Source organism: Dethiosulfatibacter aminovorans DSM 17477, from assembly GCF_900142005.1.
Classification (GTDB): domain Bacteria; phylum Bacillota; class Clostridia; order Tissierellales; family Dethiosulfatibacteraceae; genus Dethiosulfatibacter; species Dethiosulfatibacter aminovorans.
In genome coordinates, this window is record NZ_FQZL01000010.1 from 76,660 (window position 1) to 91,751 (window position 15,092).

Annotated in this window: 16 protein-coding genes; 15 read left to right on the top strand and 1 reads right to left on the bottom strand. The window is 38.6% G+C overall.

Features of this window, described 5'->3' with window-relative positions:
• Window positions 1-57: 57 nt before the first annotated feature.
• Both BUB05_RS08415 and BUB05_RS08420 read left to right on the top strand, forming a co-directional pair.
• Window positions 58-447 (top strand): hypothetical protein, encoded by a 390-nt coding sequence (locus BUB05_RS08415; RefSeq protein ID WP_073049159.1) that lies wholly within the window; start codon window positions 58-60, stop codon window positions 445-447.
• Between the two features lie 17 nt (window positions 448-464).
• Window positions 465-938 (top strand): M48 family metallopeptidase, encoded by a 474-nt coding sequence (locus BUB05_RS08420; protein WP_175548533.1) that lies wholly within the window; start codon window positions 465-467, stop codon window positions 936-938.
• An 88-nt stretch (window positions 939-1,026) separates the two neighbouring features.
• On the opposite strand, the gene BUB05_RS08425 is transcribed toward BUB05_RS08420, so the two are convergent.
• Window positions 1,027-1,266 (bottom strand): TIGR03905 family TSCPD domain-containing protein, encoded by a 240-nt coding sequence (locus BUB05_RS08425; RefSeq protein ID WP_073049161.1) that lies wholly within the window; start codon window positions 1,264-1,266, stop codon window positions 1,027-1,029.
• Window positions 1,267-1,534: 268 nt separating this feature from the next.
• On the opposite strand from BUB05_RS08425, the gene BUB05_RS08430 reads away from it, so the two are divergent.
• From BUB05_RS08430 to BUB05_RS08490, 13 genes are all read left to right on the top strand, one after another.
• Window positions 1,535-2,215 carry a response regulator transcription factor gene (locus tag BUB05_RS08430; RefSeq protein WP_073049162.1) on the top strand — a complete coding sequence of 227 codons (681 nt, stop codon included), beginning with the start codon at window positions 1,535-1,537 and terminating at the stop codon, window positions 2,213-2,215.
• On the top strand, window positions 2,212-3,582 hold the full coding sequence (locus BUB05_RS08435; RefSeq protein WP_073049163.1) for a sensor histidine kinase: 1,371 nt from the start codon (window positions 2,212-2,214) through the stop codon (window positions 3,580-3,582). The genes BUB05_RS08430 and BUB05_RS08435 overlap by 4 nt, the downstream gene beginning before the upstream one ends.
• Window positions 3,583-3,704: 122 nt before the next feature.
• Window positions 3,705-3,986, top strand: coding sequence for a putative quinol monooxygenase (locus tag BUB05_RS08440; RefSeq protein WP_073049164.1), 282 nt, complete (start codon window positions 3,705-3,707; stop codon window positions 3,984-3,986).
• A gap of 50 nt (window positions 3,987-4,036) precedes the next feature.
• Window positions 4,037-4,672, top strand: coding sequence for a flavodoxin family protein (locus tag BUB05_RS08445; RefSeq protein WP_073049165.1), 636 nt, complete (start codon window positions 4,037-4,039; stop codon window positions 4,670-4,672).
• A 486-nt stretch (window positions 4,673-5,158) separates the two neighbouring features.
• Window positions 5,159-6,787 (top strand): L-lactate permease, encoded by a 1,629-nt coding sequence (locus BUB05_RS08450; RefSeq protein WP_073049166.1) that lies wholly within the window; start codon window positions 5,159-5,161, stop codon window positions 6,785-6,787.
• 92 nt (window positions 6,788-6,879) lie between these two features.
• Window positions 6,880-7,503, top strand: a complete 624-nt coding sequence (locus BUB05_RS08455) for an acetate uptake transporter (protein ID WP_073049167.1) — start codon at window positions 6,880-6,882, stop codon at window positions 7,501-7,503.
• A gap of 111 nt (window positions 7,504-7,614) precedes the next feature.
• A complete protein-coding gene (locus BUB05_RS08460) occupies window positions 7,615-8,262 on the top strand; it encodes a hypothetical protein (protein ID WP_073049168.1) in 648 nt (215 codons plus the stop codon).
• A gap of 278 nt (window positions 8,263-8,540) precedes the next feature.
• Window positions 8,541-10,103: an acyl CoA:acetate/3-ketoacid CoA transferase gene (locus BUB05_RS08465; protein ID WP_073049169.1), complete on the top strand. Its 1,563-nt coding sequence runs from the start codon at window positions 8,541-8,543 to the stop codon at window positions 10,101-10,103.
• Between the two features lie 51 nt (window positions 10,104-10,154).
• Window positions 10,155-10,571 carry a VOC family protein gene (locus BUB05_RS08470; protein WP_073049170.1) on the top strand — a complete coding sequence of 139 codons (417 nt, stop codon included), beginning with the start codon at window positions 10,155-10,157 and terminating at the stop codon, window positions 10,569-10,571.
• 54 nt (window positions 10,572-10,625) lie between these two features.
• Complete coding sequence (locus BUB05_RS08475) at window positions 10,626-11,414, top strand: acyl-CoA dehydratase activase (protein WP_073049171.1); 789 nt, start codon at window positions 10,626-10,628, stop codon at window positions 11,412-11,414.
• 86 nt (window positions 11,415-11,500) lie between these two features.
• The gene (locus BUB05_RS08480) at window positions 11,501-12,769 is read left to right on the top strand and encodes a 2-hydroxyacyl-CoA dehydratase subunit D (RefSeq protein WP_073049172.1); all 1,269 of its coding nucleotides are present in this window, start codon (window positions 11,501-11,503) and stop codon (window positions 12,767-12,769) included.
• Window positions 12,769-13,899 carry a 2-hydroxyacyl-CoA dehydratase subunit D gene (locus BUB05_RS08485; protein ID WP_073049173.1) on the top strand — a complete coding sequence of 377 codons (1,131 nt, stop codon included), beginning with the start codon at window positions 12,769-12,771 and terminating at the stop codon, window positions 13,897-13,899. The genes BUB05_RS08480 and BUB05_RS08485 overlap by 1 nt, the downstream gene beginning before the upstream one ends.
• Before the next feature lie 378 nt (window positions 13,900-14,277).
• Window positions 14,278-14,991, top strand: coding sequence for a FadR/GntR family transcriptional regulator (locus tag BUB05_RS08490; protein WP_073049174.1), 714 nt, complete (start codon window positions 14,278-14,280; stop codon window positions 14,989-14,991).
• The last annotated feature ends 101 nt before the right edge of the window (window positions 14,992-15,092 follow it).

The following is a 15,092-nucleotide window of genomic DNA, read 5'->3' on the forward strand; positions in this document are numbered from 1 at the left end:
TGCTGGTAGAGCTAAGGCAATATTGAGTTGGATAAGAGTTGAACATCGGAGGATTGAATGATTACAGCATATTTGGAAGGAATTCCAGGTTTTTATGAAAATGAAGACATAGAAATTAGATACTGTATTTTTAACAATGAAGAGGAAGTATGCAGAAAGTCCATGTATATGGAATACAAGAAACCTGTATTAGTGGGTCTTTATGCATTGTCGGAAATCTGCAAGGATTTGAAGGAATATGCAGAAGATGATATAACAATAAAAATAAACGATCCTGTACTTCTTGAACAGATAAACGGTACAACAACAACCAAGAACAGGGACATACTAAAAATGGCTGAAACTACAAGAACAAGAATGAGAAGGGTCAACAAGACTATAGAAGTTGTAGATGTCAGCACAGACAGACAGGAACTTTTGAAATGGAATGAAATCCTCAAGTTTTAAGAATGGATCAAGGTGAAATGGAAGAAAAGATGTATTATTTTCAGGGGAAGCAATATCCCCTGATTTTTAGAGTGAACCGGTCTGCTGAGAAGACAATTGTAGATTGGAATGGTGAAAGTTTCATATGTGAATGCAGTGAAGCATCTAAAAAAGATGCGGCCAAGGCACTGAAAGCTTTCTACATGAAGTCATGCAGGAAGTTGATTGACAAGAGACTGAGAAAATATCAGCCTGATTTCAATGTGAAGTACAGATCCTTCAAGATTGACGGCAGTATAAAGAAATGGGGAAGCTGCAGCTCTGATCGACATCTGATTTTCAACTGGAGACTCGTAATGCTTCCTGTACAGATAATTGACTATGTCGTAGTCCACGAACTTTGCCATCTTGTTCATATGAACCACGACCGTTCATTTTGGAGACTTGTGGGAAAGGTGTATCCTGACTACAAGAAGGCGGAAGCCTATATGAGCAGGATAAGAATAGTATAATAACAGCAAAATAAAAACAGGAAAGATTGACTGCCTTCCTGTTTTTTTAGTATGAAAATCAAACCAAAATAATTGTACGGTTTTCGACTTAGATATATTCTTTGAGTGCCTTGGCAAGCTGATCCGGGCAAGAAGTAGTCTTGTAGCCGCAAGTGATGCCATCGAGCTTGCTGATAACCTGATTTACACTAAGACCTTCTACCAGTTGCGATACCCCTTGCAGGTTACCTTCGCATCCTCCGTGAAATTTGACGTTTTTTACAATCCCTTCTTCAACTTTGAAATCTATTTGCCTGGAGCATACTCCAGTTGTTTTGTAGTTTTTCATTGGTTCCTCCATAATTGAAATCCTTTAGAGTATACAGCATTGACAAGTAGAGGTCAAGGATATCATAGGGTTGAGCCAATCATATAAAATCTTTGAATAAAGATTGAATTGGTATATACTTATAGTATGATTAAAGTTGTTGAAACGATCAACCCGATATGCGCTGATGTTGTTGCCATATTGTTGTCACATAAGTAGTTTATTATTTCATTAGGAAAACAAGAGGGATGCTGAAGTTGACATCTCTGTTGTCATGGAGGGGAAAATCATGTATGACGTAAAGCTCTTGGTTGTTGAGGATGATGAAAGGATCAGGGAAATCCTGGTCAAATATATGAAGAAGGAAAACTTCGAACTGGATGAAGCTTCAGACGGCAAAAAAGCCATAGCCCTGCTCGAGGACAACAAGTATGACCTGGCAGTTCTTGATGTTATGTTGCCTGATATTGATGGATGGTCCATCCTTAAACATATAAGGGAAAAGAACAGGGAAATGCCAGTGATAATGCTGACAGCCAGAGCAGAGGAAGAGGATAAGCTTTTTGGATTTGAACTGGGTGCGGATGATTATGTTACTAAGCCCTTCAGCGCAAAAGAACTTTTGGCCAGGGTGAAGGTTCAGCTGAAGAAGAGTCGAAGGTCCGTAGTGGATTCAATGATGGAGCTGGGTGATATAAAAATCAACACGGAGTACAGGCAGGTCTATGTCAATGACAAAGCGGTGGAGCTTACACCTATAGAATACAGTCTTCTGCAATATTTTGCAGACAACTTGAATATTGCGCTGACAAGGGACCAGATACTTGACAATGTCTGGGGTTATGACTATTTTGGAGATGAAAGGACAGTGGACACTCATGTCAAGAGGCTCAGGAAAAAGCTTCTTGATGAAGGCGACAAAATAAAAACTGTAAGAGGTCACGGTTATAGAATGGTGGTGGACCGATGAAATCCATAAGTTCAAAGGTGCTCTATTATTTCATATGCTTTGCACTGGTCATATTCCTATTCATAGGATTGGGACTTAAATTTGTATTGCCTCAATTTTATCTGGACAGGCAGATGGACAAAATAGCGGAAGCTACAACATACATTAAAACCAATTATGGAAACATAACAGATGAAGAAGCTGAACTTAGACTTGAAGGACTCAGGGAAGATATTGGAGGCAATCTTTATATCCTTGATGAAACTGGAGAGTTGAAGGGCTACGGTTATGGCAAGAACCGAAGTATAAACCAAAAAAAATCGCAGTTTGTGAGAAGCGACGATATAACTGAATATCAGTATATCAACGATATCGGCATAGAGATATATGCTTTTGGGGTGCAGCTGGACAATGACTATCTCGCATATGAAGTGAGTATCCAGTCATTGGACAAAGCCGTTGATACTATGTTTGAATTTTCAATGTATCTGTTGGTAATCGCATTGGTTTTGTCTGTTTTAATTGCCCTTCTGCTTGCCGGGAGCATAACAAGGCCTATAAAGAAACTCAACAAACTGGCTCTTGAGATGAGGGGGAAGGGCATAGATTCGAAAATTGTTGCAACAGGCAATGATGAAATCAACCAGTTGAACCAGTCCATCAACAGCCTTTATGAAGAATTGTTGTCAAATATATACAAGCTTGAATCGGAACTCAAGAAGGAAAGAAACAGCGAACTGCTGAAAAAGAAGTTTCTTGCCCAGGCAACTCATGAGCTTAAAACTCCAATATCGGTCATTCAAGGTTATTCGGAGCTGGTCTATGACGGCATGTATAAAGATCTTGACGAAAGGGACCATTATGTCAAGAGCATTTACGATGAAACAAAATCAATGAGCCACATAATAAACGATATTCTTGATTACTCGAAGATGGAGACGGGTAATTTTACAATGAAGTTTACATTGGTGGAGCTTAAGGGTTATTTGGATGTTATCTTTAACAGGTTCAAGGATATTGTAGAGAAGGGCAATATTGAATTCAAATATGATATTAACTTCGGTGAATTCTCAAAATCAATTGATGAAATAAGAATCGAACAGGTGATTAAGAACCTGTTGAGCAATGCAATTGAACATTCTGACGGAAGGATATCCGTAATGGCGGACAAGGCAGGAGACAAGCTGAGGCTTGAAGTCTTCAATTCAGGAGACAAGATAGCAGATGAAGATATTCCGTACATCTTTGACAGCTTCTATAAGAAAAAAGGAAAGAAAAAAGGTACAGGTCTTGGCCTTGCCATAGTCAAGGAAATAGTGACTTTGCACAAGGGCGACTATAGGGTTGAAAACAGGGAAGATGGTGTGAGTTTTATAGTAGTGATATGACGGTTAAAGGTAATTGAATGAAAGGATAGTTGTTTTGTGGCTTACAAAAAAAGTGAGTACTTGAAGGCAATGTTCAAATATAATATACTGTAACAAGAAATATGAATAAAAAGGAGATACTCATGATAACAATAGTGGCTAGAAGCATAATAAAAAAAGACAAGGTCGAAGAATTCAGAAAACTTGCAGAAGAACTTGTAAGGGAAAGCCAGAAGGAAGAAGGCTGCATATCCTACAATTTGTTTGAAGACATAAAGGAATCAAATGCTTTTACATTCATTGAAGAATGGAAGGATATGGAGGCAATTGAAAAGCACAACAAGGCAGTTCATTTCACTACAATAGTACCGAAATTTGGAGATTTGAGAGAAGAAAGTACTGTGAATCTTTATAAAAGAGTGTAACTGATTATATTTGAGGAAAGGAGCAGGGATGAATCAGTCCCAATAAAATCATGAAAGTAGTAGCTTTTAACGGAAGTCCCAAGAAGGAAGGGAACACATACCATGCCATCAAGCTTGTTGCTGATGAGCTTGAGAAGGAAGGCATTGAGATAGAAATAATCCATATAGGCAACAAGAATATCAGAGGATGCATGGGCTGCAACAAGTGCAGGGAGAATATGGATGAAAAATGCATATTTGATGACGATGCAGTAAATGAGATGATTCAGAAACTGAAAGAAGCGGATGGTGTGATACTTGGTACACCTGTACATTATACGGATATGTCCGGAACAATGAAGTCCTTCCTTGACAGATTGTTTTATGTAAATGGAGCCAACGGTAATTTCCTGAAGCACAAGGTTGGAGTTTCGGTTGTAGCAGTAAGGAGATCCGGTGGCATGACGGCATTGAACCAATTGAACAGCTATTTGAACTACTCGGAGATGATAGTTCCAACATCATATTACTGGAATGTAATTCACGGCAGGACTCCCGGAGAGGTTCTTAAGGATGAAGAAGGAGTCTGTACATTGAAGACACTGGGAAGAAATATGGCTTGGGCAATGAAGCTTGTTGAAAACGGCAGGGATTCAGTGAAAAAGCCTGAAAAGATAGAAAAGGAATCCATGAGTTTCATAAGATAGTATAATGACGGCAGAATAATTTGTATTCTGCCGTTTGGTTTAAATATTCATATAGTAATGGACAGAGAAGCTTGATATAGTTAAATATTTAACAAATGTTCAAGAGAAATATTAAGAAAACGTAACAAAATAGCGCTGTTTAAATCTGAAACAATGCAAATGAGCGATTTTGCGCCAGAAAAAGCACTGTATAATGCGGGCGTAATTGTTAAATAAATATCAATGCTTGTCATTAGGAAAAGGTTATCATATAATACTAACTATACCAGAGAGGTACGACCATCATAACAATATGCAAAACGGTGGTTTTTAAATTACTCCAATATGGTCGTACCATTATACCAATAAGGAGGGTGTAGTAGAAAGAACAATACAAACCAGGGATTTTGAAATGTACAGTTATTCCGGCAGGAGTATTTGTAAGAAGTAGAATGATTTGGTTTAACAGTGAATTATCCAATTAACAGATTTTTAGGAGGAGTTTTGATGTACGCAATATTAGCATTTTTACCAATTTTAGTTGCAATAGTTCTTATGACAGGATTCAACTGGGGAGCAAAAAAAGCTTTGCCTGTATCTTGGCTTATGGCTGCTGTGATAGCAACCACGGTTTGGAAAATTGATTTAGGAAAAGTTATAGGTTATTCGGTTTATGGATTGTTTAAGTCTTTTGATGTATTAATAATAATTTTTGGAGCAATACTTATTCTTAACACTTTAAAGAAATCCGGAGCGATGGCTACAATCAACAATGGATTCAACGGTATTACAAAAGACAGAAGAATTCAGGCTTTGATAATCGGCTGGATGTTTTCAGCTTTTATTGAAGGTGCTGCTGGATTCGGTACACCGGCGGCTTTGGCAGGTCCTTTGCTGGTAGGATTGGGATTCCCTCCTTTGGCAGCAGCAATGATTTCACTTATTATGAACAGTACTCCCGTAGCCTTTGGTGCAGTAGGAACACCGGTATTTGGTGCCATGAGTACACTGTCAGTCAATCTTGATGCAATAGGTGCTGATTCTACGGCATATCTCATGGAACTTACAAGATGGTCTGCAATAGGTCATTCTGTAGTAGGTACTTTCATACCTTTACTGTCAATCTGTCTTATGACTAAATTCTATGGAAAGGAAAGGTCCTTCAAGGGAGGACTGGAAGCAGCACCATTTGCTATATTTGCAGGTCTTGCATTTACAGTTCCATATATATTGATTGCTATTATATTTGGCCCTGAACTTGCAGCGCTGGTTGGAGCCTTCATTGGTTTGGCCATTGTAGTAGTAGCTGCAAAAAAAGGATTCCTGATGCCTAAGACTACTTGGGATTTTCCTCCAAAAGAAGAGTGGGAAGATAATTGGAAATCAAAAATGGACCTGGGAAAAGCATCGGAATCAAACATGTCGCTTCTTAAGGCGTGGGTTCCGTATATTCTCATAGCTGTCATCCTGGTAGTTACTAGAATACCAAGCTTGGGATTGAAAAGTCTTCTTGCATCGCAAAATATCACTGTTCCAAATGTTATGGGAACCGGACTGGATTACAGCCTGAAATGGGCATACTTGCCAGGTACTATTCCATTCATGCTTGTAGCGATTCTTACTCATTTCATGCACGGAATGAAGGCGGATGAGGTGAAGTCTGCATGGAAGAGTACATTCAAGCAGATATCAGGAGCTGCAATAGCGCTGTTTGCAGGAATAGCAATGGTTCAGCTTATGCTTAACTCAGGTATAAATGGAGCAGGACTTGAAAGTATGCTTACAGAGATGGCAAAGGCTCTAGCCAGGATATCGGGAAATGCCTATGTATTTGTATCGCCATTTATCGGTGTACTTGGATCTTTCATGTCCGGTTCGAATACTGTATCGAACATTCTTTTCTCATCACTTCAGTTTGAAACAGCAGCAATTCTTAAAATGCCTACTGTATTGATAACAGCTATGCAGGTAATTGGTGGTGGAATTGGAAACATGGTATGTGTAAACAATGTAGTTGCAGTGTGTGCAACTGTAGGAGTAATAGGAATGGAAGGAATGCTTATAAAAAGAAATGCATTGCCTATGTTCTTATACTCAATAGCAATAGCTGGATTCTTTGCATTTTTCATATACTAAGGATTTGATCCAAGTCAGTTGCAAATCATTAAATAATATATAGTGTGAGGCCTGCCCTATTGTGGGCCTCATTTTCAAGGAGGATTCAATTAATGAATGAAAGAAAAATTGTTGTAGCCAACCCAACGCCGTTGGGACTGCTGGGATTGGCGCTAGTCACCATTGTGGCGTCGTCCGCGAAACTGGGATTCACTACTGGGGTATCCTACCTGATTCCATGGGTTGTGTTTCTGGGAGCTACGGCACAGCTCATAGCATGCTTCATGGATTTCAAGAAGGACAACATGTTTGGTGCTACGGCATTTGGAGGATATGCATTGTTCTGGTATTCCATGGCAATGGTTTGGATGATAAAAGCAGGAGTGTTTGGAGAAACCCTTGCCAATTCTGTTGACCCTAAGCAATTGGGATTTGCATTCATAGGATACCTTATATTCAGCATATTCATGACGGTTGGGTCAATGACAACAAACAAGGTTCTTTTCACGATATTTTTGCTTATTGACTTGTTGTTCATAGGATTGATCTGCACGACTTTTCATGTTGCAGAAGAGTTTGGACACATGCTGGCAGCATATTCGGAATTCATCATCTCAATGACGTCATTCTACGGTTCGGGAGCAATAATCGTAAACGGTGCTTTTGGCAGGGACGTGCTGCCAATTGGAAAGGCTATTTACAGCCCTATGAAAGCTAAACTTAAGAAAGTTGCTTAAAAGGGGGATGTTTATCCCTCTTACAAAACTTGATTATGGATTTGGAAAGCAAAATACATGGCAGATTGAAAAGTTGTTGTTATAATGTAATGTTTTGGAGTTGAGGTTTGAATGAAGAACAATAGAATGTGTAATAAGAAAAAGAACTCGATTGATAAAATTGAAACAATGATTGATTATTTGATGAATCCCGTATATGAAGTTTCAGGTGATGTTACCATAGACATGGCTGTAGATATATTCAAAAAGGATGTCGACTTAATAATTGTCAATAAGAATGAGTATGGAAAAATAAGGATAATTGACAAGGATATACTATTTGATCTTCTATTGAAGGATATTGATAAAGACAGTAACTTATTTGAATATGGTTCTGAAGATTTTTGTTTACTGGAAAATTTGAATAACATATTGGATATTCAAAACAGATACATATTGGTGCAAAATCTCGAATGTAGAGTAACGGGTGTTTTTAAAAGAACGTATCTAAATAGTCTTTCAGGTAAATTTGATCATCTAAATGAAAAAAATATAACGAATATAGTTAAGAACAAGTTAAAAGACAATACTTTCGATATCATTGTAAACAAGGTCATTCCCATTAGACAAGCAAAAGAAAGGGTTGAAAGGGAATTGATTACAATGGTCATGAAAGAAACCAAAAGCACCTACAAGGCAGCTGAGATACTTGATGTAAGTCAGTCAACAATAGCAAGAAAGGCTAAAATGTATAATGATGAGTTGCTTGAATTGATATAATTGATAAAAACAAAAAACACTTTTCATAAGAATAAATGTGTGCTATAATTAGATTGAGCATTGGTCGTACCATAGTACCGAAAAAAGAGGCGTAATTAAATATACATGTAGAACAGTGCAAATAAAAGGAAATATTTTTTTAAAACAAAAGGTCGTACCATAGTACCGAAAATAAAGTGGAGAAGATGGAAAAAGTATAGACGTTAAATAGATTTCAGTTATTTCCATTGGGCCACTTCCGGCAATAGAAGTAATTAAGATTATATTTGGAGGTAAAAATGGAAAAGGTAAAAATTTTGACGGCAAGTGAAGCTGTAGAAATGGTTCAGGATTCACATACTCTTGTTACAAGCGGATTTGTAGGCAACTGTAATCCCGAAGCATTAAGCAAGGCATTTGAAAAACGATTTCTAGAGACAGGATCGCCAAGAGACATAACATTTTTTCTACCTGCATCGCAGGGGGATAGAAGCGGCACGACAGGCGGAGATCATTACGCTCATGAAGGGCTTCTGAAAAGAGTGGTAGCAGGTCATTATGCAACTGCACCAAAGCTGGGAGAGTTAGCTCTTTCAAACAAATGTGAAGCATACAACCTACCGCAGGGAGCGCTTGTATACCTTCTGAGAGATATGGCTGGTAAAAGACCTGGGACTCTTACACATGTTGGACTTGATACTTTTGTTGATCCGAGAAACGGTGGAGGAAAGGTGAATGAAAGAACTACTGAGGATTTGGTTGAACTTATAAACATCAATGGCGAAGAAAAGCTTCTTTATAAGACTTTCCCTCTTGATGTAGCGTTTATAAGAGGTACGTACGCAGATGAATACGGCAACATATCCCTGGAGAAGGAAGTAGCAACAACTGAGGTTACTTCAATGGCCCAGGCCGTTAAAAACAACAATGGAAAGGTTATAGTTCAAATAGAAAAAATAGTCGAAGCAGGATCATTGAATCCGAAACTTGTCAAGATTCCTGGAATATATGTGGATGCTGTTGTAATAGCAGATCCTGAAGACCATGAACAATGTATTGGCAATGAATACAGTCCGGGACTAAGCGGCGAAGAAAGAGTGGATATATCAAGCGAAGTTGAAAGAATACCGATGAGTGCAAAAAAAGTAATCGGCAGAAGGGCTGCAATGGAGCTTGGAAAGAATTCTGTAGTAAACCTTGGTGTAGGAGCTCCTGAATTTATTGCAACAATTGCCAATGAGGAAGGTGTAGGAGATTACGTTACACTTACTGTTGAAGCCGGAACTATCGGCGGGATACCACAGGGTGGTGCCGCTTTCGGGTCAAGCATGAATCCCCATGCAATCATCGACCAGCCTTACCAGTTTGACTTTTACGATGGGGGCGGACTTGATGCTGCATTCTTGGGACTTGCCGAATGTGATGAGAAGGGTAATATCAATGTAAGCAAGTTTGGACCTAAACTCACAGGCTGTGGAGGTTTTATAAATATCACACAGAATTCCCAAAAAGTGTTCTTCTGTGGTACATTCACTGCTGGTGGATTAAGGACAAAAGTCGAAGATGGTAAGATGATTATTGAAAATGAAGGAAAAGGACTTAAGTTTAAAGAGAAAGTTGACCAGGTTACCTTCAGTGGTAATTATGCAAACAAGACAGGTCAGTCGATTTTATACATAACTGAAAGATGTGTATTTGAACTCAGGGAAGACGGTCTATGGCTAATAGAGATTGCGCCTGGAATAGACATGCAGAGTCAAATTCTTGACAAGATGGAATTCAAGCCACATATTGCAGATGACATAAAATTGATGGATGAAAGATTGTTTAGAGAAGAAAACATGGGACTGGAATTGAAATAGTAAAAAATACAATAAATAATAGATTTTTTAAATAATTGGAGGATTTAAATTATGAAACCTATGAGAATGCACCACGTTGGAATTGTACTGAATACAAGGGAAGCTGCTGACAAATTCCTTGAAACGTTTGATCTGGAAATTGATTATGAAGGATTTGTTGAAGCATATCAGGCAGAGTTGATATTTACAAAATATACTGAAAATGAAAGCCCGGTGGAATTGATTATTCCAAAAGAGGGCAGCCCTCTCAAGAATTTCAATAATGGAAAGGGTGGCATTGCGCATATTGCTTATGAGGTTGAAGATGTTGAGGCTGTTCGTCAGGAATTTGAAAGCAAGGGGATGGAAATGCTTGAAGGTAGTGCTGTTCCAGGAACAAGCGATATTATTGTTAATTTCTTGAAGCCGAAATATGGACAAGGAATACTTGTTGAATATGTTCAAACTGTTGGTCCGATTCAAAGATAATAATCAGTAGCAAGAAGCCGGTAAATTATATTATTGGTAAAAGGAGGATATGTCATGTATACAATGGGAATTGACATTGGTTCAGCATCGTCAAAAGCTGTGATATTGAAAGATGGTAAGGAAATAGTATCAACAGCAGTGGCTCAGGTGGGAACGGGATCAACCGGACCAAGAAGAGTAATGGCTGAAGTTTTGGAAAAGGCAAACCTTACTGAGAAAGACATTGACAAGACAGTTACCACAGGATATGGAAGATTTTCCATAGACAAGGCAGACAAACAATTCAGCGAAATAAGCTGCCATGCCAAAGGGATACATTTCCTTGTACCAACTGCAAGGACTATAATTGATATTGGTGGACAGGATGCAAAAGCCATAAAGCTTGACAAGACGGGAAGGGTAAAACAGTTTTTCATGAATGACAAGTGTGCTGCCGGTACCGGAAGATTCCTCGATGTAATGGCAAGGATACTGGAAGTTGATTTGAGTGAAATGGGTGAATATGATTCCATGGCTGACGAACCTTCAGTTGTAAGCAGTACGTGTACTGTATTTGCCGAATCGGAGGTAATATCGCAGTTGTCGAGAGGCCTCAAAAAGCAGAATATTATTGCAGGTGTCCACAACTCTACAGCTTCAAAAGCCTGCAGTCTTGCATACAGGGCCGGAGTAGAAGGCGATGTGGTAATGTGCGGTGGAGTTGCACAAAATAAGGGTGTTGTAAGAGCTATAAGCGATGAGCTCGGCACAGATGTCATAGTTGCTCCAAATCCCCAGACTACAGGTGCACTGGGTGCTGCAATTTATGCTTATGAAGCAGCAGCGGAAAAAAAAGCAATATAATATTTAAAACTTAATGATATAATTAATTATAAAGTGTTTGCATAATGCGAATAAAATCGCAGAAAAACAATAAAGTGAGGTAAGATATGAGTGATATTAAAGACATAAAGGATATGAATGCAAAGGAACTCCTTGGTTACTACCAGAGTAAACTGGATGAAGAAGCAAGACAGGCAAAAAAAGAAGGAAAGCTCGTTTGCTGGTCAGCATCTGTTGCACCACCGGAATTTTGTGTAACAATGGATATAGCAATGGTTTATCCAGAAACACATGCGGCTGGAATAGGAGCAAGAAAAGGTGCACCAGACATGCTTGAGGTTGCGGACAAGAAAGGATACAATATTGATACTTGTTCATATGCAAGGGTTAACCTTGGATATATGGAACTTTTGATGGAAAAGGCGCGTACGGGAGTTACCCCTGAAAAACTTGCAAACTCGCCTGCAGCAGATATTCCTCTGCCTGATATAGTAATTACCTGCAATAATATTTGCAATACACTTTTGAAATGGTATGAAAACATAGCAGTTGAGCTTGACATACCTTGTATAGTGATCGATGTTCCATTCAATCACACTATGCCAATACCTCAATATTCAAAGGACTATATTGCAGACCAGTTTGAAGAGGCAATAAGGATACTTGAAGAAACTACAGGAAAGAAATTCGATTACGATAAGTTCCTGGAAGTACAGAAGCAGACGCAAAGGTCTGTAGCACAGTGGAACAGGCTTGCAGCTCTTGCTTCCCACAAGCCATCACCTCTTAACGGGTTTGACCTGTTTAGCTTCATGGCGCTGATAGTTTGTGCAAGAAGTCTTGATTATTCTGAAAAAACATTCAAGAAGTTTGCAGATGAATTGGAAGAGAATCTTAAGAATGAAATATATGCATTCAAGGGTAATGAGAAAACACGTATCACATGGGAAGGTATTGCAGTGTGGCCATATCTTGGACATACATTCAAAGGTCTTAAGAATCAAGGAAGCTTGATGACAGGATCTGCATACCCTGGATTGTGGAACCTTGAATATACGCCTGGAGACATGAGTTCAATGGCTGAAGCATATACAAGAATATATATAAACACATGTCTTGACAACAAGGTAAAGGTTCTTGGTGATGTAATATCAAATGGAAAATGTGACGGAATCCTCTATCATCAGAATAGAAGTTGTAAGCTTATGAGTTTGTTGAACTATGAGACCGCTGAGATGCTTCAGGAAGAAAATGGACTTCCATATGTAAGTTTTGACGGAGACCAGACAGATCCTAGAAACTTTGCACCTGCACAGTTTGACACAAGGATACAGGCGCTTGACGAAATGATGAATGAGAATTTGGAGGCAAAATAATGAATAGAATAGATGCTATTATAAATGAATTGACAGAAATCTCAAAAAATCCTGCAAAGGCCGTAGAGGATTTTACTAAAAAGACAGGAAAAGGAGCAGTGGGTGTAATGCCTGTATATGCTCCGGAAGAACTAATACACGCATCAGGATATCTTCCTGTAGGAATTTGGGGTGGACAAAAGAGCATAAAGAAAGCAAGAACATATCTGCCTCCATTTGCATGCTCAATCATGCAGTCTATTATGGAAATGCAGATAGAGGGTGCATATGATGATTTGAAAGCCGTATTGATTTCTGTGCCATGTGATACCTTGAAATGCATAAGCCAGAAATGGAAGGGAACTTCACCTACAATAGTATTTACCCATCCTCAAAACAGGAAGATTAAAGGAGCAAACAGGTTCCTTGTTGAGGAATTCAAGATAATAAAGAGCAAGCTTGAAAATATCCTGGGTGTTGAAATAACAGAAGAAGCAATTGAAAAAAGCATAGAAGTTTACAACGAGAACAGAAGTGCAATGAGAGAATTTGTTAAGACTGCAGCAGATTACCCTGATGTAATTGACCCTGTAAAAAGGCATAATGTAATAAAATCAAGATACTTCATGGAGAAATCTGAGCATACTGCATTGATAAAAGAGTTGAACCAAGAGATCAACAAGCTCGAGAAGAAGGAATGGACTGGAAAGAAAGTTGTATTGACAGGTATTACAGCAGAGCCTGACGAGCTTCTTGAAATATTCAAGGAATTCGATATAGCTGTAGCAGCCGATGATCTTGCACAGGAATCAAAGCAGTTCAGAATAGATGTACCTGCAGGAGACGATCCTCTTCTCAGACTTGCAAAATGGTGGCAGGATTTTGACGGATGTTCACTTGCTACAAATGTTGAGAAGCCAAGAGGACAGATGCTTATAGACATGGTGAAGGAAAACAGTGCGGATGCAGTAATAGTATGCATGATGAAGTTCTGTGACCCTGAGGAATTTGACTATCCAATCTACTATCAGCAGCTTCAGGATGCTTCAATCAACAATATTATGATTGAAATAGACCAGGAGTCAACATCTTTCGAGCAGGTCAGAACAAGAATCAACAGTTTCAGCGAAATGCTTCAGACTCAAGCGTAAAACTTATACTGATATCAAAAGGCTGTATAAATCCATAATAGTGACTGACACGGCAATAACTACAGGTATGCTCGGGGATGAAAATGCTTGGATTGCCAACTCCTGGTTCTTTGGATTTAATATAGCCATTGATTAATAAATGAAGAAAGGGCTGTCTCAATTGAGGTGGCTCTTTTGCTTCTTTGGCAGAAACATTTTGCAATTTTGAAGAAGCATTCTGTAATTCTATCGTTAATTTTAAATATTACTTTTAAATATACCTATATTATAATATAATATGATTTGTATGAAGTAATCCGTATATGTTATTTTATTAACGAAATAATGGGGTTATAATGGATTATGAATTTTTATTATATAGATTTGTAGGAGTGTAATATGTTTAAACAGGTGAAAAGCAAAAAAGTATATCAGCATGTAGTTGAACAAATTCAGGTTATGGTAATGAACGGAGAATTGAAAAATGGAGACAAGCTTCCAACGGAACGAGATCTGGCAGAGCAGCTTGGAGTAAGCAGGACATCCATAAGAGAAGCATTGAGGTCTCTTGAAATGGTTGGTCTGGTAGAAAGCAGACAGGGTGAGGGAAACTTCATTGGAGGAAATATCAGAAGTAATTTTTTCGAGCCCTTGTCCGTAATGTTTATGCTGAACCAGGGCGATCCCAGAGACATTCTTGAACTCAGGATGGTAATAGAAGTTGAGGCAGCAGCCCTTGCGGCTAAAAGGGTTAAAAATGAAGGTCGTGAAGAGGATGTTAAAGAGCTCAATGCAATCATGCAAAAACTTCGAGAGGCCACCAGTGAGGAAGAAAGCAGCAGTGCGGATCTGCAGCTCCATTACAAAATATCAGAAATAACAGGGAACTATCTTATAATGATGCTTCTAAATACAATATCCACTTTAATGGAAACCTTTATTGAAAGCGCCAGGGGAATGATATTGGTGGATTATACGAGCAGGGAAAAGCTGTTGAATGAACATCAGAATTTAGTTGATTCAATATCTGAAGGTGATTCAAGGAAGGCTGTCAAGTTTATGAGAGCTCATCTGGAAACAGTTAATAAAACCATGGAAGAGCGTCAGAAATAAGAATGGGCACGCATTTGAAAGTGTTAAAAAACAAACAATCCTTTTCATGAGTATAAATGTGTGCTATAATAATATTAGGATTGGTCGTACCATAGTACCCA

Coding starts and splice junctions, on each gene's coding strand:
- BUB05_RS08480 (WP_073049172.1), top strand. CDS start 11,501: ATGAGTGATATTAAAGACATAAAGGATATGAATGCAAAGGAACTCCTT.
- BUB05_RS08425 (WP_073049161.1), bottom strand. CDS start 1,266: ATGAAAAACTACAAAACAACTGGAGTATGCTCCAGGCAAATAGATTTC.
- BUB05_RS08435 (WP_073049163.1), top strand. CDS start 2,212: ATGAAATCCATAAGTTCAAAGGTGCTCTATTATTTCATATGCTTTGCA.
- BUB05_RS08465 (WP_073049169.1), top strand. CDS start 8,541: ATGGAAAAGGTAAAAATTTTGACGGCAAGTGAAGCTGTAGAAATGGTT.
- BUB05_RS08455 (WP_073049167.1), top strand. CDS start 6,880: ATGAATGAAAGAAAAATTGTTGTAGCCAACCCAACGCCGTTGGGACTG.
- BUB05_RS08440 (WP_073049164.1), top strand. CDS start 3,705: ATGATAACAATAGTGGCTAGAAGCATAATAAAAAAAGACAAGGTCGAA.
- BUB05_RS08420 (WP_175548533.1), top strand. CDS start 465: ATGGAAGAAAAGATGTATTATTTTCAGGGGAAGCAATATCCCCTGATT.
- BUB05_RS08470 (WP_073049170.1), top strand. CDS start 10,155: ATGAAACCTATGAGAATGCACCACGTTGGAATTGTACTGAATACAAGG.
- BUB05_RS08445 (WP_073049165.1), top strand. CDS start 4,037: ATGAAAGTAGTAGCTTTTAACGGAAGTCCCAAGAAGGAAGGGAACACA.
- BUB05_RS08485 (WP_073049173.1), top strand. CDS start 12,769: ATGAATAGAATAGATGCTATTATAAATGAATTGACAGAAATCTCAAAA.
- BUB05_RS08475 (WP_073049171.1), top strand. CDS start 10,626: ATGTATACAATGGGAATTGACATTGGTTCAGCATCGTCAAAAGCTGTG.
- BUB05_RS08490 (WP_073049174.1), top strand. CDS start 14,278: ATGTTTAAACAGGTGAAAAGCAAAAAAGTATATCAGCATGTAGTTGAA.
- BUB05_RS08430 (WP_073049162.1), top strand. CDS start 1,535: ATGTATGACGTAAAGCTCTTGGTTGTTGAGGATGATGAAAGGATCAGG.
- BUB05_RS08450 (WP_073049166.1), top strand. CDS start 5,159: ATGTACGCAATATTAGCATTTTTACCAATTTTAGTTGCAATAGTTCTT.
- BUB05_RS08415 (WP_073049159.1), top strand. CDS start 58: ATGATTACAGCATATTTGGAAGGAATTCCAGGTTTTTATGAAAATGAA.
- BUB05_RS08460 (WP_073049168.1), top strand. CDS start 7,615: ATGAAGAACAATAGAATGTGTAATAAGAAAAAGAACTCGATTGATAAA.